21 protein-coding genes are annotated in these 20,863 nt (G+C 72.3%); 11 read left to right on the forward strand and 10 right to left on the reverse strand.

Annotated features, from left to right (window positions below; translation table 11 throughout):
- Nucleotides 1–127: 127 nt before the first annotated feature.
- From ACY3FI_RS01180 to ACY3FI_RS01200, 5 genes are all read right to left on the reverse strand, one after another.
- Nucleotides 128–949 carry an aldo/keto reductase gene (locus tag ACY3FI_RS01180; RefSeq protein ID WP_462548896.1) on the reverse strand — a complete coding sequence of 274 codons (822 nt, stop codon included), beginning with the start codon at nt 947–949 and terminating at the stop codon, nt 128–130.
- Nucleotides 950–1,028: 79 nt separating this feature from the next.
- The gene (locus tag ACY3FI_RS01185) at nt 1,029–2,252 is read right to left on the reverse strand and encodes an MFS transporter (protein WP_462548897.1); all 1,224 of its coding nucleotides are present in this window, start codon (nt 2,250–2,252) and stop codon (nt 1,029–1,031) included.
- Between the two features lie 61 nt (nt 2,253–2,313).
- Nucleotides 2,314–3,042 carry a copper homeostasis protein CutC gene (locus ACY3FI_RS01190; protein ID WP_462548898.1) on the reverse strand — a complete coding sequence of 243 codons (729 nt, stop codon included), beginning with the start codon at nt 3,040–3,042 and terminating at the stop codon, nt 2,314–2,316.
- Nucleotides 3,042–4,559 carry a M81 family metallopeptidase gene (locus tag ACY3FI_RS01195; protein ID WP_462548899.1) on the reverse strand — a complete coding sequence of 506 codons (1,518 nt, stop codon included), beginning with the start codon at nt 4,557–4,559 and terminating at the stop codon, nt 3,042–3,044. Before ACY3FI_RS01195 ends, ACY3FI_RS01190 begins: the two co-directional genes overlap by 1 nt.
- The gene (locus tag ACY3FI_RS01200; protein ID WP_462548900.1) at nt 4,552–5,736 is read right to left on the reverse strand and encodes an ROK family protein; all 1,185 of its coding nucleotides are present in this window, start codon (nt 5,734–5,736) and stop codon (nt 4,552–4,554) included. The genes ACY3FI_RS01195 and ACY3FI_RS01200 overlap by 8 nt, the downstream gene beginning before the upstream one ends.
- Nucleotides 5,737–5,951: 215 nt before the next feature.
- Between ACY3FI_RS01200 and ACY3FI_RS01205 the strand changes: the two genes are divergently transcribed.
- The 5 genes from ACY3FI_RS01205 (at nt 5,952) to ACY3FI_RS01225 (ending at nt 12,348) form a co-directional block, all read left to right on the forward strand.
- Nucleotides 5,952–7,745, forward strand: a complete 1,794-nt coding sequence (locus tag ACY3FI_RS01205; protein ID WP_462548901.1) for a peptide ABC transporter substrate-binding protein — start codon at nt 5,952–5,954, stop codon at nt 7,743–7,745.
- 90 nt (nt 7,746–7,835) lie between these two features.
- Nucleotides 7,836–8,795, forward strand: coding sequence for an ABC transporter permease (locus ACY3FI_RS01210; RefSeq protein ID WP_462548902.1), 960 nt, complete (start codon nt 7,836–7,838; stop codon nt 8,793–8,795).
- Nucleotides 8,792–9,685 (forward strand): ABC transporter permease, encoded by an 894-nt coding sequence (locus tag ACY3FI_RS01215; protein WP_462548903.1) that lies wholly within the window; start codon nt 8,792–8,794, stop codon nt 9,683–9,685. The genes ACY3FI_RS01210 and ACY3FI_RS01215 overlap by 4 nt, the downstream gene beginning before the upstream one ends.
- Complete coding sequence (locus ACY3FI_RS01220) at nt 9,686–11,428, forward strand: dipeptide ABC transporter ATP-binding protein (RefSeq protein WP_462548904.1); 1,743 nt, start codon at nt 9,686–9,688, stop codon at nt 11,426–11,428.
- Entirely contained in the window at nt 11,425–12,348 is a 924-nt protein-coding gene (locus ACY3FI_RS01225; RefSeq protein ID WP_462548905.1) for an ROK family protein, read from the forward strand. The genes ACY3FI_RS01220 and ACY3FI_RS01225 overlap by 4 nt, the downstream gene beginning before the upstream one ends.
- Nucleotides 12,349–12,504: 156 nt before the next feature.
- Here the strand turns inward: ACY3FI_RS01225 and ACY3FI_RS01230 are convergent, their stop codons facing one another.
- Nucleotides 12,505–12,966, reverse strand: a complete 462-nt coding sequence (locus tag ACY3FI_RS01230; RefSeq protein ID WP_462548906.1) for a DUF4383 domain-containing protein — start codon at nt 12,964–12,966, stop codon at nt 12,505–12,507.
- A 190-nt stretch (nt 12,967–13,156) separates the two neighbouring features.
- Here ACY3FI_RS01230 and ACY3FI_RS01235 point away from each other — a divergent pair, with 190 nt between their 5' ends.
- Entirely contained in the window at nt 13,157–14,044 is an 888-nt protein-coding gene (locus ACY3FI_RS01235; RefSeq protein WP_462548908.1) for an SDR family oxidoreductase, read from the forward strand.
- A gap of 73 nt (nt 14,045–14,117) precedes the next feature.
- On the opposite strand, the gene ACY3FI_RS01240 is transcribed toward ACY3FI_RS01235, so the two are convergent.
- Nucleotides 14,118–14,474, reverse strand: coding sequence for a VOC family protein (locus tag ACY3FI_RS01240; protein WP_462548909.1), 357 nt, complete (start codon nt 14,472–14,474; stop codon nt 14,118–14,120).
- Nucleotides 14,475–14,608: 134 nt separating this feature from the next.
- On the opposite strand from ACY3FI_RS01240, the gene ACY3FI_RS01245 reads away from it, so the two are divergent.
- Complete coding sequence (locus tag ACY3FI_RS01245; protein ID WP_462548911.1) at nt 14,609–14,905, forward strand: Dabb family protein; 297 nt, start codon at nt 14,609–14,611, stop codon at nt 14,903–14,905.
- Between the two features lie 2 nt (nt 14,906–14,907).
- On the opposite strand, the gene ACY3FI_RS01250 is transcribed toward ACY3FI_RS01245, so the two are convergent.
- Complete coding sequence (locus ACY3FI_RS01250) at nt 14,908–15,408, reverse strand: MarR family winged helix-turn-helix transcriptional regulator (RefSeq protein WP_462548912.1); 501 nt, start codon at nt 15,406–15,408, stop codon at nt 14,908–14,910.
- Nucleotides 15,409–15,514: 106 nt separating this feature from the next.
- Between ACY3FI_RS01250 and pcp the strand changes: the two genes are divergently transcribed.
- Nucleotides 15,515–16,162, forward strand: coding sequence for a pyroglutamyl-peptidase I (gene pcp / locus ACY3FI_RS01255; protein ID WP_462548913.1), 648 nt, complete (start codon nt 15,515–15,517; stop codon nt 16,160–16,162).
- A 67-nt stretch (nt 16,163–16,229) separates the two neighbouring features.
- Nucleotides 16,230–16,958 (forward strand): phosphatase PAP2 family protein, encoded by a 729-nt coding sequence (locus tag ACY3FI_RS01260; RefSeq protein ID WP_462548914.1) that lies wholly within the window; start codon nt 16,230–16,232, stop codon nt 16,956–16,958.
- Nucleotides 16,959–17,113: 155 nt separating this feature from the next.
- Here ACY3FI_RS01260 and ACY3FI_RS01265 read toward each other — a convergent pair whose 3' ends face one another.
- Nucleotides 17,114–18,352 carry a multidrug effflux MFS transporter gene (locus ACY3FI_RS01265; RefSeq protein WP_462548915.1) on the reverse strand — a complete coding sequence of 413 codons (1,239 nt, stop codon included), beginning with the start codon at nt 18,350–18,352 and terminating at the stop codon, nt 17,114–17,116.
- A 46-nt stretch (nt 18,353–18,398) separates the two neighbouring features.
- Between ACY3FI_RS01265 and ACY3FI_RS01270 the strand changes: the two genes are divergently transcribed.
- On the forward strand, nt 18,399–18,842 hold the full coding sequence (locus tag ACY3FI_RS01270; RefSeq protein ID WP_462548916.1) for a MarR family winged helix-turn-helix transcriptional regulator: 444 nt from the start codon (nt 18,399–18,401) through the stop codon (nt 18,840–18,842).
- A 111-nt stretch (nt 18,843–18,953) separates the two neighbouring features.
- On the opposite strand, the gene soxR is transcribed toward ACY3FI_RS01270, so the two are convergent.
- Nucleotides 18,954–19,421, reverse strand: a complete 468-nt coding sequence (gene soxR / locus ACY3FI_RS01275) for a redox-sensitive transcriptional activator SoxR (protein WP_462548917.1) — start codon at nt 19,419–19,421, stop codon at nt 18,954–18,956.
- Between the two features lie 189 nt (nt 19,422–19,610).
- On the opposite strand from soxR, the gene ACY3FI_RS01280 reads away from it, so the two are divergent.
- Nucleotides 19,611–20,858 carry an MFS transporter gene (locus tag ACY3FI_RS01280; protein ID WP_462548918.1) on the forward strand — a complete coding sequence of 416 codons (1,248 nt, stop codon included), beginning with the start codon at nt 19,611–19,613 and terminating at the stop codon, nt 20,856–20,858.
- Nucleotides 20,859–20,863: the final 5 nt, after the last annotated feature.

Below are 20,863 nucleotides of genomic sequence, written 5' to 3' on the forward strand. Positions count from 1 at the left end.
CCCCTGCTGACCGCGGGGGCGTTCGTCCGTCACAGCGCCGCGCGCCGATGCATCTGCTGGTCGTGGGCGTCCCAGCGGGAGGCGCGGTACCCGCCGGCACCGCGCCGCCCGTCGGTCTCGTCCCGCGTCAGCTCGCGGTGTCGCGCAGCCCGTCGAGCGTCGCGACGTCCTCGGCGGACAGCACGAAGTCGACGTCCGCGTTCTCGGCGATGCGCGACGGCGTCGTCGACTTCGGCAGCGGCAGGACGTCCTGCTCGAGCAGGTACCGGATCGCGACCTGCGCGACGGACTTGTCGTACTTGTCGGCGATCTCGCGGATGGTGCTGTTCTCCAGCAGCCCGCCGGTCGCCAGCGGCGAGTACCCCTCGGTGAGGATGTCGTGCTCACGGTCGAACGCGGTGGTCTCGTCCTGCGTGTTCCCGATGAACCAGCGGATCTGGTTGGCGTGCGGGACGACGTCGGTGCGGCCGAGCAGGTCCTCGAGGTCGGCGACGTCGAAGTTCGAGACGCCGATGCTCTTGGTGCGACCAGCGTCGTAGAGCTCCTCGAACACCTTCCACACCTCGACGTTGCCGTCCCGGTGGTCAGAGCCCATGTCGCTCCACGGCCACGGTGCGTGGATCAGGTACAGGTCGACGTGACCGAGGTCGAGGTTGCGGGACGACTCCTCGAACGCGCTGCGGGCGCCGTCGGCGGTCTTCACCTCGGCGGGGAGCTTCGTGGTGACGAAGACCTCCTCGCGCGGGATGCCGCTGTCGCGGATCGCCTTGCCGACACTGGCCTCGTTGCCGTACGCGAGCGCGGTGTCGATGTGCCGGTACCCGGCGTCGAGGGCGGCCTTCGTGGCGTCGTAGGCCTCGCCGCCGGAGGGGATCTGCCACGTGCCGAAGCCGATCTTCGGGATGTGCAGACCGTTGGACAGGGTGAACGTGTCGGTGAGAACGGGCATGTCCCGGACAGTACGCCGACCCCGGTGCGGACGGGAGGCGCGTGGCGGGCCCGTCACGCGCCTCCCGTCTCGGGGACCGCTAGGGGCAGGCGACCGCGACCGAGCCGGTCGCGGTGGGTTCCGCGGCCGGCGCGGCCGGAGCCGCGCTCGACCGCCGCACCCCGAGCGACACGAGCACCACCGCGCCGATCACCGCGACCGCTCCGGCGAACCAGAAGTCCGCGGCGAGGCCGAACGACGAGACCGCGACGCCGCCCAGCACGGACCCGGCCGCGATCGCGAGCTGGATCGTCGTGACGAACAGCGCGAGGCCGGTCTCCGAGCCGGCCGGCGAGGCGGTCGACATCCACGTCTGCATGCCGAGGGGCAGTGCTCCCCAGACGAAGCCCCAGACCACGAGCAGCACGAACACCCCGACGACGGACTGGGCGAGGAACGGCAGCAGGACGACCGACACGGCGAGGACGACCTTCGCGACGCCGATCGTGCCGAGGACGCTGCGGCCGAGGGTGACGCCCGCGACGAAGTTCCCGACGATGCCCGCGACGCCGAACACCAGGAGCGCGAGGGTCACCGTGTCGGCGCCGACGTGCACGAGCTCCTGCAGGTACGGCGCGATGTAGGTGTACGCGGCGAACTGTGCCGAGAAGAGGAACGCCGCGGCGATCAGGCCGACCCGCGCTCGCGGCACCCGGAGCAGCGAACCGAGGGTGCCGAACCGGACGCGTTGCTGCGCCGGGATCCGCGGGAGCATGGCGAGCTGTAGCCCGAGCGCGACGAGCCCGAGCGCCCCGCCGATCACGAAGGCCAGCCGCCAGGTCGCGAGGGACGACACCAGGGCGCCGAGCGGCAGGCTGACGACCGTCGCGACCGAGACCCCGGCGGTGATCAGCGACGTCGCCCGGATCACGACCTCGGGACGGACGAGCCGACCGGCGATGCCCGCGCCGATCGCCCAGAAGCCGCCGATGCCGACGCCGAGCAGCATCCGCGCGACGAGGAGCACCCAGAAGTCCGGCGCGATCGCGGCCAGACCGTCCGCCACCACGAGCAGGACGGTCAGCGCGACGAGGACCACCCGACGGTCGAGCCGGGAGGTCGCGACCGTCACGACGGGGGCGGCGACGGCGCCGACCAGACCGGTCGCGACGACCATCAGGCCGGCGGTGCCGATCCCGACGTCGAGGTCGTCGGCGATCGCGGGGAGGAGTCCGATCGGCAGGAACTCGGACAGCACGAGGACGAACGATCCCAGTGCGACGGACAGGACGCTGAGCCACCCACGGCGCTCCGACGAGGTCATGCGGGCGTCAAGCAGGGCGGTGCGCGCGCCATTCCCGTGTGACGGGGGCGGGGGCGTGCGGTCAGCCGCCCAGCGCTGCCCGGGCCGCCGCGACGACCGAGCCGTCCGTCACGAAGTGCGCGTCGCCGCGGTCCCCGGCGCCCATCGGGACGCCCGCGTGCCCCGATCCGGACGACCGCTTGGCCGACAGGTGCACGGCGGCGACCCCGGCCCCGACGAGTGTCGGGACGTCGGCGGGGGTGACGCCCGCGCCCGCCATCACCTGCACGGGCCCGGCGGCCTCGACCATCCGGGCGATCGTCGCCGTGCCGGCCGCCGCGGTGGGCGCGCCGCCGGAGGACAGGACCCGGGTGAACCCGAGGTCGGCGAGGAGCGCCACCGCCGCGACGGGATCGGCGGCGTGGTCCACCGCGCGGTGCAGGGTGACCTCGGCGACGGCGCTCACGGCTCGTGCGGCGTCCACGAAGCGACGGAGGGCGTCCACGTCGAGGGTGCGGTCCGGGCGCAGGGCTCCGACCACGACACCGGCAGCCCCGGAGCGCAGCACCGTGCGGACCTCCCGCTCCATGAGCTCGACCTCGTCGCGGTCGTGCACGAAGCCGCCGGGCCGGCAGCGGACGAGGGCGTGCGCCGGGATGCCGGTCTCGTGCGTGGTCTCGACGAGCGCCTGGGACGGGGTGAGCCCGCCGAGCTCGAGGCCGACGCAGAGCTCGACCCGGTCCGCCCCGCCGTCACGGGCCGTGACCGCTCCGGCGGGGGAGGTGACGGCGATCTCGAGGGCGACGGTCATCAGGCGGCTCCGAGGGGTTCGTTCGACGGCGGCACGATGCGCGCGGACAGGTCCGGCGGCGTCGCGAACTCCCGATCGTAGGGGAACATCGGCCGCTCGATCCGGTGGTGCCCGAGCCGCAGCAGGTCCTGGTCGACACCGCCGGGGGTGAGGGCGAGCATCCAGTCGGCGGCCATGTCGAACAGCTCCGGCTCGAGGTAGCCGATCTTCACGACGACGACGTCCGCCTCGCGCGGTGCGAGGTCGAGGTCGGTGAAGTCGTGTTCGTGGTGGTACGGCTTGCGGAGCTCCGTCAGGATCGCGAACACGCTGCCGACCTGCAGGACCACCTCGGTCCGGGCGTCCCGGTCGCCGTGCTTGACCGCGTGCACACGTCCGGTCATCGTGATCGGTCCGGCGTGGACGTCGTCGACCGCGGCACCGGCGGTCACGGTGACGGTCGCCCCGACCCCGGCGGCGACGGCGGTGGCGACGGCGGCCGGTCCGGGGACGCTCGCGTAGATCACGGTCGGCCCGTCGGGCGAGGTGAACGCCGGGTGGGCGAGCAGCTGCGTGAGCCCCCAGGTCATGTCGCCGGAGCCGCCGGCGGTCGGGTTGTCGCCGGAGTCGGAGACGAAGTACGGGCGTGCGGCACCGGGTGCGAGCGCGGCGGCGAGGCACTCGTCGAAGGAGCCGGTCGGGGCGACGAAGGCGAAGTCCTCGCGGGCGTCCCAGAACGCGCGGGCGAGCCGTTCGGCCCCGGCCGCGACGGCCTCGCGGTCCCAGCCGGTGACGACCGTCACGGCCCGGTCACGCGGCTGGTCGGCCCAGGCGTACCCGACCCAGATCGCGGCGTCGAGGACGCCGTCCTGCTGCTCGACGAGCGGGACCTGCGCGTAGATCGACGCGGCGGGCTCGATGCGCGTGGAGGTCTGCTCGCCGGGCAGGAGCACCGGGATCGGCACCCACGCCTTGACCGGACGCTGCTGCCCGACGGGCCGGGTCGTGAGCACGTCGACCAGGTTTCGGACGGCGCGTTCCTTCGTGTCGAGGGCGTCCTCGTGCGGGGCCATCCGGTAGCAGGTGACGAGGTCGACCTGGTGCGCGAGCTCGCGGGTGACGTTGCCGTGCAGGTCCATCGACGCCGAAACGACCACCTCGGGGCCGATCACTGCGCGGATACGGCCGAGCAGGTCGGTCTCGGCGTCGTCGAGCCCCTCGACCACCATGGCGCCGTGGATGTCGTACCAGAGGCCGTCGACCGGGCCGATCTCGGTCAGCCGCGCGACGATCTCGTCGGCGAGCTCCTCGTAGGCGTCACGGGCGACCATGCCGCCGGGCAGCGCGTGCCCGATCAACGCGCCCCGGAACTCGGCGGCGTGGGCGTACGACGCCAGGAACGGGTACCGCGCCACGACCTCGTCCCCGCGGTCCGGGTGGAACGCGGGCGCGAGCGTCCGGGTCGGCGTGAAGGTCGAGGTCTCGATGGCGAGCCCGGCGATCGCGACGACGGGACGACGGGTGGGGGTGTCAGACACGGACGCTCCTGTTCCTGGTGGTGGACTGCGGGATCGGTGCGGAGAGCTCCTCGAGCGACGCGGCGAGCCCCCGTTGCAGGGCGAACTGGCCCGCTCCGACGAGCCCGGCGTCGGCCCCGAGGGACACCGGCTCGATGGCGAGGTGCTGCGTCATGAGGGGGTGGCAGCTCTCGTACAGCTGGCTCCGCACGGCGGCGATGAACGGGTCGAGCGTGGAGAGGATCCCGCCGAGGTAGACCGCGTCCGGGTTGAAGAAGTTCACGTTGGCGGCGAGCACCTCGCCGAGGTACCGGCCGGCCAGCCGGACGGCGCGGGTCGTCTCCGGGTGGGCGTCGGAGGCGAGCCGGACGACGTCGGCGGTCGAGGTGACGTCGACCCCGGCGGACGACAGGATCCGCACGAGGGCGGCACCAGACGCCACGGTCTCCAGGCACCCGGTGTTCCCGCACGAGCACGGGGTGTCACCGGCCGCGTCGATCCGGACGTGCGTGATGTCCCCGGCGGCTCCGGTCGAGCCGCGGTAGAGCCGGCCGTCGATGACGATGCCGGCACCGATCGCCGACCCGGCCTTGATCGTGATGGTCTGCCGACGCCGAGGGTCCTGCACGGTCTGCTCGCCGGCGGCCATGCAGTTCGCGTCGTTGTCGACGATCGCGGGCAGCCCGAACCGCTCGCTCAGCCACGACGCGACGGGGAATCCGTTCCAGCCGGGCATCCGGCTCGGCAGGTCGACCACACCGGCCTCGACGTCGACCGGCCCGGGCAGGCTCAGACCGACGCCGCGCAGCCCCTCGCGCCCCCGATCGTCGGCGAGGCGCTCGAGCAGGCCGGCGAGGCGGGCGAGGCCGGCGGTGGGACCGTCGGCGAGCGCGAACGGGACGTTCGCGACGGACTCGAGCGCGCCTCCGGGCAGGACCACGCCGATGCGCGCATGGCCGCCGCCGACGTCCGCGGCGACCGCGTACTCGTCGACGCCGCCGATCCGGAGCACCTTCCGGGGGCGACCTCCCGTCGAGACGTCCGTGCCCTCCTCGGCGAGCAGGCCGTGCCGGAGGAGCTGTCCGACGACGTGCGACACCGTCGACGGCGCGGCCCCGAGCAGCGCGGCGATCTCGGTCCGGCTCGACGCCTGACCGGTCGCGACGAGCTCGAGGACCCGGGCGCTGATGTCCGGCACGACTTTCTCCAATCCGAGCAGAAGTCCCCACGACGGGGTCGGTACGCCCGAGCCTACGGGCCTCCGCCAGCCGATCGACTTTCGACCGAACGGCAGAAACACACTATTTACACAGACATGTTTGTTTTTCCAATGCCCTTGGTCCTTGACTGTGTCCGTGCCACCAGGCACCCGTGCACCACCTCCCCGACGTCCCACGCACAAGGAGACACCGCATGTCCAAGCCCCGTCGCTGGGCGCTCCTCACCGGAGCCGCGATCGCCGTGAGCGCGCTGCTCGCCGGCTGCTCCGGGGGCGGCAACGCCTCGCCCGGATCGACCGACGAGATCGACTACGCGCTCCCCGCCAACTTCACGCCGAACTGGATCCTCCCGATCGGCACGGCGGCACACCTCAACACGAACAACGGCTCGATCGCGCAGTCGCTCTGGGAGCCGCTCGTCGCCTACGACGGCTCGACCGGCAAGATCGCCTGGAACAAGGCGGGTTCCGTGGCGACGGCGGCGGACTTCGCGAAGGACGGCACGAGCGTCACGGTCACCCTCGGTGACCGCCACTGGTCGGACGGCAAGCCGATCACGAGCCGTGACGTCGCGTTCTGGTTCAACCTCATCAAGGCGAACAAGGACCAGTGGGGCTCGTACTCCGAGGGCAAGGCGCCGGACAACTGGACGTCGTTCAAGACCGTCGACGACACCCACTTCACGATCACGTTCGACAAGTCGTACAACCCGGACTGGATGCTCGCGAACCAGCTGAGCCACATCATCCCGCTGCCGCAGCACGCCTGGGACAAGACGAGCGCCTCGGCGAAGGTGAGCGACGCCGACGAGACCACCGCCGGTGCGAAGCAGGTCTGGAAGTACCTCAACACCGCCGCGGGCAAGATCGCCGACTACGCGACCGACGACCTGTGGAAGACCATCTCCGGCCCGTACGGTGTGCAGGCCTTCACGACCGCCGGCAAGGTCACCCTCAAGGCCAACGAGAAGTACGACGGTGGCGAGGAGGCGCAGATCACGACCGTCAACCTGCTGCCCTTCACCACGGCCGACGCCGAGGTCAACGCGGTCCGCTCGGGCGAGGTCGACTACGGCTACATCAACGCCACGGACATGGACCAGAAGGACTCGTTCACCGGCAAGGGCTACGAGGTCGAGCCGTGGACCGGCTGGGCGATCACCTACATGCCGTACAACTTCAACAACCCGACCATGGGTGCGGTCTTCAAGCAGCTCTACGCGCGCCAGGCCGTGCAGATGTCGATCGACCAGACCTCGCTGTCGAAGGTCGTCTTCAACGGCACCGCCACCCCGACCTACGGCCCGGTGCCGCAGGCGCAGGCGTCCGACTACGTCTCCGACGTGCAGAAGGACAACCCGTACCCGTTCAGCACGTCGAAGGCCAAGGCGCTCCTGACCAGCCACGGCTGGCAGGAGCAGGGCGGCACGATGGTCTGCACCGACCCGGGTACCTCGGACAGCCAGTGCGGCGAGGGGGTCGCGGCGGGCACGAAGTTCGCCATGCAGGTGCTGTCGCAGTCCGGCTCGACCGTGACGGACAACATGATGAGCGCGATCCAGTCCTCGCTCGCGAAGACCGGCATCGACTTCACCATCAAGACCGCGCCCGTCTCGAGCGTGCTGTCGCAGACCCCGACGTGCACGAGCGACGAGGCGTCCTGCACCTGGGACCTGTCGTTCTTCGGCACCGCGGGCAGCTGGTACTTCCCGGCCTACCCGACCGGCGAGTCCCTGTTCTCCACCGCAGGCTCGGCGAACTTCGGCTCGTACTCGAACAAGGAGGTCGACTCCCTGATCGACGCGACCACCACCTCGACCGACCCGACCAAGGTGCAGGACTACAGCGCCGCGGTCGCGAAGGACCTGCCCGTCATCTGGCTGCCGAGCCCGGACTACCAGATCTCGGTCGTCAAGAAGGGCCTCACCGGGTTCGACCAGGACTCGCTCGCCAACTTCCACCCGGCCCAGTGGAAGTGGTCGAAGTAGCGAGGTGACCAGCTCTGGAGGCGCGGTGCGCGTCCGACGCGCACCGCGCCTCCCGGGACACACAGCAAGCATCCGAACGACGGAAGCCGCATGACCACAGCTCTGTACCTCCTCCGACGCGTCCTGCAGGCGCTCGCGGTGATCCTGATCGTCACGATCGTCGTGTTCTGCCTCCTCCACGCACTGCCGGGCGGACCCGCCCGCGGCGTCCTCGGCGTCTCCGCCACCCCCGCGCAGATCGCCGCCTTCAACCAGGCGCAGGGCCTCGACCAGCCGCTGCCCCTGCAGTACGTCCGGTTCCTCGGACGGCTGCTGACGGGTGACCTCGGCACCTCGTACACGCTCAACGAACCGGTCGGGCAGCTCATCGTCGAGCGCCTGCCGAAGACCCTCGTCCTGACCGGCATGTCCGCCGTGCTCGGACTCCTCGTCGCGATCCCGGTCGGCATGTGGCAGGCGGTGCGCCGCAACGGTGCGGTCGACTACGCGGCGACCGCCCTGGCGTTCGTGTTCTACTCGACGCCCGCGTTCGTCCTCGGGCTCGTCCTCATCATCGTGTTCAGCCAGCAGCTCCCGTGGCTGCCGTCGCAGGCACCGAGCGGGAGCACCCTGGCCGAGGTCTTCCAGGACCCTGCCGGGCTCGTCCTCCCCGTCGTGACCGGGGCGCTCGCGATGATCGCCGTGTTCAGCCGGTACATGCGGGCGTCGACGCTCGAGAACCTGCAGGAGGACTACGTCCGCACGGCCCGCGCCGGCGGTGCCTCGACCGTGACGATCCTGCGGCGGCACGTGTTCCGGAACTCGCTCACCCCGGTGGTCGCGATGCTCGGGTACTACCTGCCGGTGCTGTTCGGCGGCGCACTCGTCACCGAGCAGCTGTTCAACTACCCGGGCATGGGCCTGCTGTTCTGGAACGCGGCGCAGTCGTCCGACTACCCGACGCTGCTCGGCTGCGTGCTCGTCATCTCCATCGCGACGGTGGTGGGCACGCTGCTCGCCGACGTCGCGCAGTCCCTGATCGATCCGAGAGTGAAGGCGAGCCGCGCATGACCGCCGTCCAGATCGCGCCGGAAGCCCCCGGCGCCCCCGTGACCGTCGCCGCGACCGGCTGGCGCCTCGCCGTCCGCCGCTTCCGCCGCAACACCCTCGCGGTGATCGGCCTCGTGGTGATCGTCGCCGTCGTCCTGTTCTGCTTCGTCGGCCCGTTCCTGTACCCGACCGACCAGACGCACACCCTCCTCGAGCAGGCGAACCAGGGCCCGAGCGGCACCCACCTGCTCGGCACCGACGCCGTCGGACACGACGTCCTCGGCCGCCTGATGTACGGCGGCAAGGTCTCGCTGCTCGTGGGCATCGCCGCCGGGGTCCTGGCCACCGTGGTCGGTACGCTCTGGGGCTCGATCGCCGGGTACGCGGGCGGCTGGGTCGACGCCGTGATGATGCGCGTGGTCGACGCCGGCATCGCGATCCCGGCCCTCTTCATCCTGCTCGTGATCTCCGCCATCACGACGCCGGGTGTGGCCGGACTCATCGTGATCCTCGGACTCGTGTCGTGGCTCGTGCCCTCCCGGCTCATCCGCGCCGAGACCCTCACGCTGAAGAACCGCGACTACGTGCTCACGCTCCGCGCGATCGGCGGCTCGCACGCCCGGGCCATCGGGAAGCACCTGCTGCCGAACTCGGTGTCCACGATCGTCGTCGCCGCCACGTTCCAGGTCGCCGACGCGATCCTGCTCGTCGCCTACGTGTCCTACCTCGGCCTCGGGGTGCAGGCGCCTGCGACGGACTGGGGTGGCATGCTGTCGGCGGGGCTCACCGCCGCCTACTCGGGCCGCTGGTGGTTGATCGTGCCACCGGGGCTCGCCGTCATCCTCGTCGTCTGCGCGTTCAACGCGGTGGGCGACGGACTCCGGGACGCCTTCGACGTGAGGGGACGCTAGATGTCCATCCTGACCACCACCGACCTCGGCATCGCGTTCGCGACCGAGTCCGGCACCGTCGACGCCGTCCGCGGGGTCTCGCTGCACGTCGAACCGGGGGAGACCCTGGCGCTCGTCGGCGAGTCCGGTTCGGGCAAGTCCACCGTCGCGCTCGCCGCGATGGGTCTGCTCTCCGGCAACGCGACCGTCTCGGGCAGCGCCGTGGTCGACGGGCACGAGGTCGTCGGCGCCGCCGAACCCGCGCTCCGCTCGCTGCGCGGCTCGACCGTCTCGATGGTCTTCCAGGAGCCCGCGACCGCCCTCGACCCGCTCACCCGGGTCGGCGCGCAGATCGCCGAGGTCATCCGCAACCACCGGCAGGTCTCCGCCGCTTCGGCAGCTGCGGCGGCCGTCGAGTTGCTCGACCGCGTCGGCATCCCGTCGCCGGAGTCCCGCGCGAAGGCGTTCCCGTTCCAGCTCTCCGGCGGCCAGCGGCAGCGCGTGGTCATCGCGATGGCGATCGCGAACGAGCCGCGGCTCCTCATCGCCGACGAGCCGACGACGGCGCTCGACGTCACCGTGCAGGCCGAGATCCTCGAGCTCCTGCGTCGCCTCGCGGCGGACACCGGTACGGGGGTCCTGCTCGTGACGCACAACATGGGCGTCGTCGCGGACTTCGCCGACCGGGTCGCGGTCATGCTGCAGGGCCAGATCGTCGAGACGGGCGGGGTCGAGGACGTGCTCCTCCGGCCGCAGCACGAGTACACGAAGCGGCTGCTCGCGGCGGTGCCGCGGCTCGCGGTCGCGCCGGTCGGGTCAGTGGCAACCGTCGAGCACGCTGCGCCGGTCGGGTCCGGTGCACCGGTCCCTCCGGGCGCGACGGCGGTGTCGGGTGCTCCGGCCGCGTCCGATGCTCCGGACGGGAGGCACGGTGCGGCCCCGGTGGTCGACCTGCGGGACGTCTCGGTGACCTTCGGGCGCGGGGCGCGCGCGGTGCACGCCCTCCGCGGCGTCGACGTGACCGTGCACGCCGGCGAGACCGTCGGCCTCGTCGGCGAGTCCGGCTCCGGCAAGTCGACCGCCGCCCGGGTCGCCCTCGGCCTCGTCACCCCGACCTCGGGCAGCGTCCACCTGTTCGGCAGCGACCTCGCCCGCACCCGTCGCCGTGACCGCCGCTCGCTGCGGGCCGGCATCGGCGTCGTGCTGCAGGACCCGGTGGCCTCGCTCGACGCCCGGATGTCCGTCGCGGAGTGCATCGCCGAGCCCCTCGCCGTGCACCGCCGTGGCACGTCCGGTGCCGATCGACGGAAGCGCGTCGACGAGGTGCTCGACGCCGTCCGGCTGCCGCGGTCCCTGGCGTCGCGCGCACCCCGGGAGCTCTCCGGCGGGCAGCGGCAACGCGTCTCGCTCGCCCGCGCACTCGTGCTCTCCCCGCGGCTCCTCGTCGCCGACGAACCCACGAGCGCGCTCGACGTCAGCGTGCAGGAGACCGTGCTCGACGTCCTCCGCGAGCTGCAGGACGAGTTCGGCTTCGCGTGCCTGTTCGTGTCGCACGACCTCGCCGTCGTGCAGCAGTTCGCCGAGCGAGTCGTCGTGATGCGGCAGGGTGTCGTCGAGGAGCAGGGCAGCACGGCGGCGACGCTCGTGCACCCGACGACCGACTACACGCGCCGGCTGCTCGCGGCGGTGCCCGTGCCGGACCCGGTGCTGCAACGGCAGCGGCGTGCGGACCGGCTCGCCACCCTGACGGGAGCGACCGCGTGACCGAGGTGGTGGCCGGCGTCGACGTCGGCGGGACGAACACGAAGGTCCTGCTCGCGACCCCCGCCCTCGAGGTCCTCGACCGCGTCGACCTCCCGACGCCGGCGCATGCGGGCGGAGCGGCGATCGTGACGGCCGCGCTCGGGGCCGTGACCGGACTGCTCGACCGGCACCGCGCCTCCTTGACGGGTGTCGGAGTGGGCGCCGCCGGCGTGGTCGACGCCGCGAGCGGGACGGTGCTCGTGACGGGCAACTCGTTCACCGGCTGGGCTGGTTACGGCGTGACCCGGGCGGTGCAGGAAGCCCTCGACGTGCCCGCGACGCTCGACAACGACGTCAACGCGTTCCTCCTCGGCGAGGTCGCCACGGGTGCGGTCGCGGGGGAGACCGACGTGCTCGGGATGACCCTCGGCACCGGGGTCGGCGGCGCGCTCGTCCTGGGCGGCGCGCTGTTCGCCGGACCGCGGGGAGCGGCCGGCGAGATCGGCCACGTGCCGGGATTCGGCGATGCGCCGTGCACCTGCGGCCAGGTCGGGCACCTCGAGACCATCGCGGGGGCACGGGGCATCGCCGACCGCTACACCGAGCGGTCCGGGCGGCGCCTGTCGGTGCAGGACGTGGCCGGGGCCGCACGTGCGGGGGACACCGACGCGCAGGCCGTCTTCGCGACCGCGGGCTGGGGGTTGGCGCGCGCGGCGCTCCTCACGGCCGGGATCCTCGACGTGACCACGGTCGTGGTCGGCGGTGGGATCGCCCGCTCGTGGGACCTGCTCGAGCCCGCGGCCGCCGCGGCGATCGCCGCCGAGCCGCCGGTCAGCGGCGCCCCGATCCGCCTCGCGCAGTCCACGCTGGGGTCGGACGCGGTCGCCCTCGGCGCCGCCGCACAGGTGCGTGACCTCGTGCACGGCGCCGCCGTCGTCTGACGCCGACCGGCGCCGCACAGCCCGCTGCGCTCACCGCGCGGCGCGGCCCGCGCCGCGCGCCGCACAACGAGAACCGGCCCGCACCACGTGATTCCGTGGTGCGGGCCGGTTCTGGTTGTGCGGCGGCAGGAACACCCCTGCCGCCGGACGCGCGTGTCAGGCGCGGCGGGCGGTGCCGATCCGCGGGAGGACGAGGCCGAGGACGACCATCGCGACCGCGAGGATGAGGTGCAGCACGTTGTCGGCGCTGTTCAGCGGCACGAAGTTCGCCGGGTCGGCCTTGCCTGCGGTGAACAGGCCGTAGATGAACAGGACGAAGTAGATGATGCCGCCGTACAGCAGGTACGAACGAGCACCACCGGCGGTGCGGGCGAGGAGCAGCCCGACGATGCCGAAGAGCAGGTGCACGATGTTGTGCAGGACGGACACCTGGAAGGCGCCGAGGAGCAGGGCCATCGAGCCGTGTCCGGCCATCGACATCGTGCCCATGTCCATCGTCAGGCCGGGGATGAAGCCGGCGATGCCGACGATGAGGAAGACGGCCCCGAAGACGAAAGCACCCTTCTGGACCCAGGTCGAGCCGTACCCGATGCGGCTGCTGGCTGCGTTGCTGGTCATGATGTGACCCTTTCTGTTCGACGAGATCGCCGTGTTGCCACGCCCGATCCGGACGCTCCGGGCGCCCACAGTACGTTCGGAGCGCCTGCCCTGCCGGTTTGCAGCGCTTTTTGATGTCCCCAGTGCAGGGGTCACGATCGCGGCGCCGGACGCTGGATCGGCGCGGAGGCCTCGCGAGCACAGTGGGTCCATGAGCCAGTACGACAAGCGCGACCCGAACAGCCTCTACCCGAAGCCTCCGTTCCCGGAGCAGGAGCAGTCGCTGCCGGGTGCTGCCTGGAAGATGGACCCGAAGCCCGACCACGGCGAGCAGAGCTACGTCGGCAAGGAGCGTCTGACCGGCTACCGCGGCATCGTCACCGGCGCCGACTCGGGCATCGGCCGAGCGGCCGCGATCGCGCTCTCCCGCGAGGGCGCCGACCTCGTCCTGTCGTACCTCCCCGACGAGCAGCAGGACGCCGAGGAGGTGCGCGACCTCCTCGAGTCGGAGGGTCGCCGTGCCGTCCTCGTTCCCGGTGACCTCTCCGACGAGCAGTACTGCAAGGACCTCGTCCAGAAGGCGGTCGACGAGCTCGGTGGCCTGGACACCCTCGTGATGGTCGCCGGCCGCATGGACAGCAACGACGACATCCTCACGTTGACGACGGAGCACTTCGACTCGACGTTCAAGACGAACATCTACTCGCTGTTCTGGCTGACGCAGGCCGCCGTGCCGCACCTCGAGCCCGGTTCGACGATCGTCACGACCGGCTCGATCCAGGCATCGACGCCGTCGCCGGACAAGATCGACTACGCGATCTCGAAGAGCGCCGTGAAGACCTTCACCGAAGCCGTCGCACAGCAGCTCGCGCCGAAGGGCATCCGCGTGAACTCGGTCGCCCCGGGCCCGGTGTGGACGCCGCTGCAGCCTGGGTCGGACGACGCCGAGACCGTCGCGCACTTCGGTGAGCAGTCGCCGTTCGGCCGCCCCGGTCAGCCCGCCGAGCTCGGTGCCGCCTACGTGCACCTGGTCAGCCCGGAGTCGAGCTACCAGTCCGGCTCGACGATCACGATCGCGGGTGGGACGCCCGCGTTCTAGACGGGCCACGTGACGGACGGGAGGCGCGTGGCGGGTCCGCCACGCGCCTCCCGTCTGTCGGTCGGTCCGCCCCTCAGTCCTGCGGCGGCGAGTAGAGCTGCAGGTCGTTCCCCTCGCTGTCCTGGAAGGGGACGATCTTGCCCCACGGGTGCTCGCTGATCTCGCCCGCGAACTCGACGCCCTTGGACCGCAGGTCCGCGACCTCGTCCTCGATGCTGCCGTCCGGCTGGAACGACACCACGGCGCCGCCGCCGCTCGACGCCGTCGCGCTCTCGCGCCCGTTCAGTCCGAGGCGCAGCCCGTTCGCGTCGATCTCGCTCCAGTCGTCGTCCTCACTCGCGACCGTGAGGCCGAGCGCGTCCCGGTAGAACGCGACCGCGCGCCGCATGTCGCTGACCGGTACCCAGACCGCTGCCACTCCGCTTGCCATGGTGATCCCTCTCGTCGTCCGTCGTGTGTCGTCGTGCCCCGGCGACGCTAGGACGGGGAGGTGGGTGCGGTCCCAGCCGGGAGGGTGTCTCAGCGTCGGCCTGGCACGATCGGCATCGACGACAGGAGCAGGACATGGCAGGCGTGACGCACGTGGTGTTGGTGGAGTGGGACGGCGACGAGGGGCAGGCTGCCCGGGCGGACGAGCTGTGTGCCGAGCACCTCGTCCGGATCGACGGGGTCGAGTCGGTGCGCTCCGGGCCGAGCATCAGCACGGAGGGCCTCGAGGGCGGCTTCGACTGGATGCTCGTCGTGCGCTTCCGCGACCGCGACGCGCTGCAGGCCTACCTGCCCCACGCCGAGCACAAGCCCGTCGCCGAGTTCATCGGTGCGGGCAGTGCGCGCGTCGTGGTCTTCGACGTCGAGGACTGACCTCAGGCCCGCTTCCGCCGCGGCCGTGCCGACCGTGGCGGGATCGCGCGCATGTGCTCGCGCACCCGACCCAGCACGTCGGCGAGCGTCGCGACGTCGTCGTGCGAGAGCGGCTCGAGGAAGAGCTGTCGCAGCACCTCGACGTGACCCGGGAACACCGCCCCGAGCACGTCCCGCCCGGCGTCCGTGAGCGTGACGGTGACGCTCCGCTCGTCCTCCGCCGAGGGCGAGCGCCGGACGAGGCCGTCGCGTTCGAGCAGCCCCACCTGGTACGTCAGCCCGCTGCGGCTGTAGACGACCCCGTCCGCGAGGTCCGTCATCCGCGCGCTCTGGCCGGGAGCATCACCGAGGGTCGCGAGGAGCTGGAACTGCACGTAGCTCAGGCCGCCAGTGTCCTTGAGCTGCTGCTCGACGGTGTGCCGCAGCAGGCTACTCACCTCGATGAGCGCGAAGTACGCGCCGAGCTCGGCGGGGTCGAGGGGTGGTGCGGTCTCCGGGGCCATCCTCCGATGATAGTTGCTGCGGATTCGAAGCAGCGCGGCGCGGGACGGGAGGCGCGGGGCGGGCCAGCCACGTGCCTCCAGGTCGTCTCCTGCGTACGCTGGCGACGTGTCCGACGCGACCCGGCCGACCGTCCTCCTGACCGCCTTCGAACCGTTCGGCGGCGACCCGCGCAACCCGTCCTGGGAGGCGGCGCAGCGGCTCGCCGCGACGTGGGACGGACCCGCGACGCTCGTCGTCGAGCAGCTGCCGGTCGTGTTCGCCGAGAGCCGGGCACGCCTCGCGGCCGCCGTCACCGAGCACCGCCCGGACGTCGTGATCGCCACGGGCGTCGCGACCGGGCGTGCTGCTGTCACCCCGGAGCGCGTCGCGATCAACGTCGTCGACGCTCGGATCCCGGACAACGCCGGGATGCAGCCGGTCGACCAGCCGATCGACCCGAACGGTCCGCCCGCCGCGTTCAGCAGCCTGCCGATCAAGCGCATCGTGCGGGACCTCCGTGCGGTCGGGGTGCCGGCGGCGGTCTCGAACACGGCCGGGACGTTCACCTGCAACCAGGTCTTCTACGAGCTGATGTCGTTCGCCGCACGCGAGGGGTTCCGCGCCGGGTTCGTGCACGTCCCCGCGACGCCGGACCTCGCCGGGGCAGGCCCGTCGCTCGAGCTCGACCGGATCGTGGTCGCCCTCGACGCCGTGCTGCGCGCTGCCCTCGACCCGGCGCCCGACCTCGTGGAGCAGGGCGGCGCCGAGTCCTGAGTGCTCTCCGAGGCTCGCGGGGGTGCTGCACCGGCCGTCGCCACCTCGGCCCTGTCACGATGGGGGGATGACCGACGACCCTGAGCTCCGTCGCGACCGGCGGACGGCCGACGTCGTCGGCATCCTCGAACCGAGCCCGTACCCGCTCGCGACCGTGGCCATCGCCGTGGTGAGCGTCATCGTGATCACCGTCGTCGGGTCCTTCCTCGACAGTGTCGACATCGGGTTGTCCCAGGCGTTGAACACCCTGCACGTCGGGGCCCTCGGCGCCTTCACGACGGCGGTGTACCACGTGATCAGCCCCGTGCCGGCGATCGGGATCACGTTCGTCGTGGCCGGGGTCATCTGGTGGCGCGGTCGCGACGTCCGGCCGGCGCTGGCGTTCGGCATGACGATCGCGATCACGTGGCTGCCGTCCGCGGTCGCGAAGGAGATCGTGCACCGGGCCCGGCCGGACGTGGCGCTCCTGTCGCACCCGTTCCCGGTGCAGCCCGACCCCGGCTACCCGAGTGGACACACGGTCTACATCACGGCGTTCGTCATCGCGCTGATCTGGGTCGTCCGCGAGACCCGGTGGCACCGGCTCGCGCTCGGCCTCGGGGTCGTGGCCATCGTCGTCGTGTTCTTCTCGGTGTCGATCGACGCCGTGCACTACCCGACGGACGCGGCCGCCTCGATCCTGTGGGCCCTCGCGGTGGCACCGGCGGCGCGGGTCGTCTGGGTCGACTGGATCACCCGGCGCATCCGGTTCCTCCGGCCGCCGGGCGCCGCGGTGCCCTTGCGCGTGCGGCGCTGACACGGGCCCGGCGGCGGTGCGGCGGGCCTGGAGGCGCGGTGCGGCCCCGGCGCGCCGGTGATCTCACGCGCTGAGCGACAGTTCACGGCCGCGCGGACCCGTGACGTGTCGCTCACGCCGTGAAGTCGGGCCGCGCCGCGCGCGCGGCCATGCGCTCAGCCGCGCGGCCGCCGCCGCGCCGCCCCGAGCGCGACGACGGCCACCACGGCCGCCACGAGCATCACGACCGCCAGCGGCGCCGCGGTGCCCTCGCCGCCGATGCTCACGAGCGGCGACACCAGCGCCGCGAGCCCGAACTGCAGCGCCCCGAGCACGGCCGACGCGCTGCCGGCCACCCCGGGCACCGCGCCGAGCGCCAGCGCCGTCGCGTTGCCGAGCACGAGGCCGAGCGAGCCCACGGCGGTGAAGAGCGGCACGGCCAGCCAGGACACCGGGGCGCCGAGCACGACGAGCAGCGCGAACGCGACGGTCGACGCCACCACGAGGGCGATCCCGACGGTCAGCACGCCCTCGACCGACCGCGTCGCCGTGAGCTTGGCGGACAGGATGCTCACGCCCATGAGTGCCAGCGCGTTCAGGCCGAACGCGAGCCCGTACCCGACCGTGCCGAGGCCGAGCATGTCCTGGTACAGGAACGGTGACGCGGAGATGTACGCCATCATCACTGCGAACGCGAAGCCGAACACCGCCGTGTAGCCGACGAAGGTCCGGGAGCGCAGTGCACGCAGCGGCGACCCCGCCGCGACCCGTTCGGCGCGGAGGGCGTCCCGGCGGGACCGGAGGTGGGTCTCGCGCACGACGGCCAGCACGGCGACGAGCATCACCACGGACAGGCCGAGCACGATGCCGAGCAGGCCGCGCCAGCCGATCGGGCCGGTGAGCAGCCCACCGAGCAGCGGGGCGACGACCGGAGCGACACCGCCGACGATCATCATGAGCGAGAACGCGCGGGCTGCGGGCTTGCCGGTCGCGAGGTCGGAGATGACCGCGCGCCCGATCACCATGCCGGCCGCACCGCCGAGTCCCTGCAGCAGCCGGGCGACGACGAGCACGCCGACGTTCGGCGCGAGCACGGCCGCGGCGCTCGCGAGCACGCAGAGCACCGCCCCGGCGAGCAGCGGAGGGACGCGGCCGAACCGGTCGGAGAGCGGCCCGAACACGAGCTGCCCCGCGGTCACCCCGACCAGGAAGGCGGTGAGCGTGAGCTGCACGGTCGTCGCCGAGGCCGCGAGTTCGGTCGTCATCGCGGGGAAGGCCGGCAGGTAGAGGTCCGTCGCGAAGGGCGCGACCGCACTGAGCAGGCCGAGCACGAGCAGCAGGGGCGTGGTGATGCCCTGCGGTCGGGTCGAGGGTGTCGCCGTCGAGGCGCGGATGGAACCGGTGTCCGTCGTCATGGTTATGAAAGCATAACTCATACATCCGACGAGGTACAGTGACGGCATGGCTCCAGCGGTCTCCGACGACGCCCTCGCCGAGTTCGCCGACGTCGTCCTGCGCATCGGGCGCGAGGTCGACCCGAACGGCCCGCACGCCATCGACATCGTGCCCCTCACCGGCACCGAGGCCCTCGTCATGCGCTGGGTGCACCGCAACCCCGGCGCCTCGCCGAGCACCGTCGCCGAGGCCACCGCCCTGCAACGGAGCAACTGCAGCGTCGCCCTCCGCTCCCTCGTCGCCAAGGGCATGGTCGAGCGACGGACCGACCCGGGAGACGCCCGGACGGTGCACCTGCACCCCACGGCGCTCGCCGCCGAGAGCATCGAGCGGCTGCACGCCTGGTGGGCGGGTCGCCTCCGCGCGGCCCTCGGGGACGACGAGCGCGGTGTCGAGGCGGCGGCGGACCTGCTCGCGCGGATCGACCACGGCCTCCGTCACCAGCACTGACGACGGACGGGAGGCGCGGGGCGGGCCCGCACCGCGCCTCCCGTCCGCCGCGACGCGACCCCACCGACCGGTGCCGGTCTGGCGGACCGGTGCCGGTCTGGCGGACCGGCGTCAGTCCCCGATCGGCAGGAGCCGGCGCGCGCCGGCCCCGTCGTCGCCGAGCGCGTCACCCGGGTTCATCACCAGGCAGGCGTTCAGCGACATGCAGCCGCAGCTGATGCACTGCGTCATCTCCTGCTGCAGCCGCTCGAGCTCGAGCTGCCGGGCGCGCAGCCGGGCCCGCCACCGTTCGTTGAGCCGGTTCCAGTCCCGCAGCGACGGCATCCGGTCGGTCGGTAGGGCCTCGAACTGCTCCGCGACCTCGCCGAGCGGGATGCCGAGACGCTTGGCGACCTGGATGATCGCGATGCGTCGCTCGACGTGCCGCGGGTACATCCGTGTGCCACCGGCGGTCCGCTCCGGGTGGATGAGGCCCTTGCGCTCGTAGAAGTGCAGGGCGGACGCCGGGACGCCCGTTCGTCGCACGACCTCGCCGATCGTCAGGAGGTCGGTCGGGCGGGGCTGCGGGATCTCCACCATGGTCGAGATCCTACGACCGCGCGGGCCGACGCTCCGCTCCGGCCGTGCTGCTCGGATGCGGCGCTGGTACCCTCGACGGCGAACAAGACACGATGTGTGTATCTACCGGCCGTCGGCACCCCGGCGGACAACGGCGGCACCCGATGGGCCCGCCGCCGAACCAGGCCGGGCCGAGAAGGCACACCCCACATGCTCCACCCGCAGTCCAGCACCACCACGCTCCCCACGGCGACCGACGACCGGTCCCTCGTCTCCCTCGCCGGGCGGTGGTACTTCCCGGTCGCGTTCGTCGCGCGGCTCCCCTTCGCGATGATGGTCGTCGGCGTCCTGACGCTCGTCGTCGCCTCGCGTGACTCGGTCGCCCTCGGCGGCATCAACTCCGCCTCGGTCGGCATCGGCTCCGCGGTCTTCGGGCCGATGGTCGGCGCAGCGGCGGACCGGCTCGGGCAGCGGAAGGTCCTCGTGCCCGTCGGCCTCGCGAACGCCGTCCTGCTCGGCGTCCTGCCCCTGGTCGTCACGAGCGCCGCCCCCGACCTCGCCGTCCTCGCGATGTCGTTCCTGATCGGTGCCACGGCGCCGCAGGTCGCCCCGATGTCCCGGACCCGGCTCGTCGCCATCATCCGGCAGCGGATGCGCCCGGGCCGTCGCGAGAAGGTCCTCAGCGGCACGATGGCCTACGAGTCCGCCGCCGACGAGACGGTCTTCATCATCGGACCGTTCCTGGTCGGCCTGCTCGCGAGCGCGATCGCTCCGTGGGTCGCGGTCGCGGGAGCCTCTGCGCTGACCTTCGTGTTCGTCACGGCGTTCGCCCTGCACCCGACCGGGCGGCTCGTGCTCGGGCAGCACGAGGAGCTCGTGCAGGCGCCCGCCCGCGAGCTCCTGCGCCCGCGGCTCGTGGTCGTCGTCGTGGGGATCCTCGGCGTCGGTCTGTTCTTCGGCTCGACCCTCACCTCGCTGACCGCCTTCATGGAGACGCACGGCGAGGCGTCCCAGGCGGGGCTGCTCTACGGTCTGATGGGGATCGGCTCCGCGGGCCTGGCGCTCGGATCGGCTGCGTTCCCCGCCGCCTTCCGGCTCGGCTGGCGCTGGCTCGTGTTCGGCGCCGTGCTGCTCGCCGGCGCCGTGGCGTTCTCGCAGGCGCAGTCGGTCCTCGCGGTCGGCGTCGTGCTCGCGGTCCTCGGCATCGGGATCGGCCCGACCCTCGTGGCGCAGTACAGCCTCGGGTCGGAGCGGTCGCCGGTCGGGCGGTCCGCGACGACCATGACGATCCTCGGGTCCGCGGTCATCGTGGGGCAGTCCGTGGCGTCGGCCATCGTGGGCGAGGTCGCGGAGCGCCACGGGACCTCGGCTGCGATGCTGCTGCCCGCGGCATCCGCTGCCGTGGTGGTGCTCGCCGCCGTGGCCGACCTGTTGCTCGGTCGTCGCGCGCGACCCTGACGCAG

The sequence above is a fragment of the Curtobacterium sp. RM9 genome, from assembly GCF_054956955.1.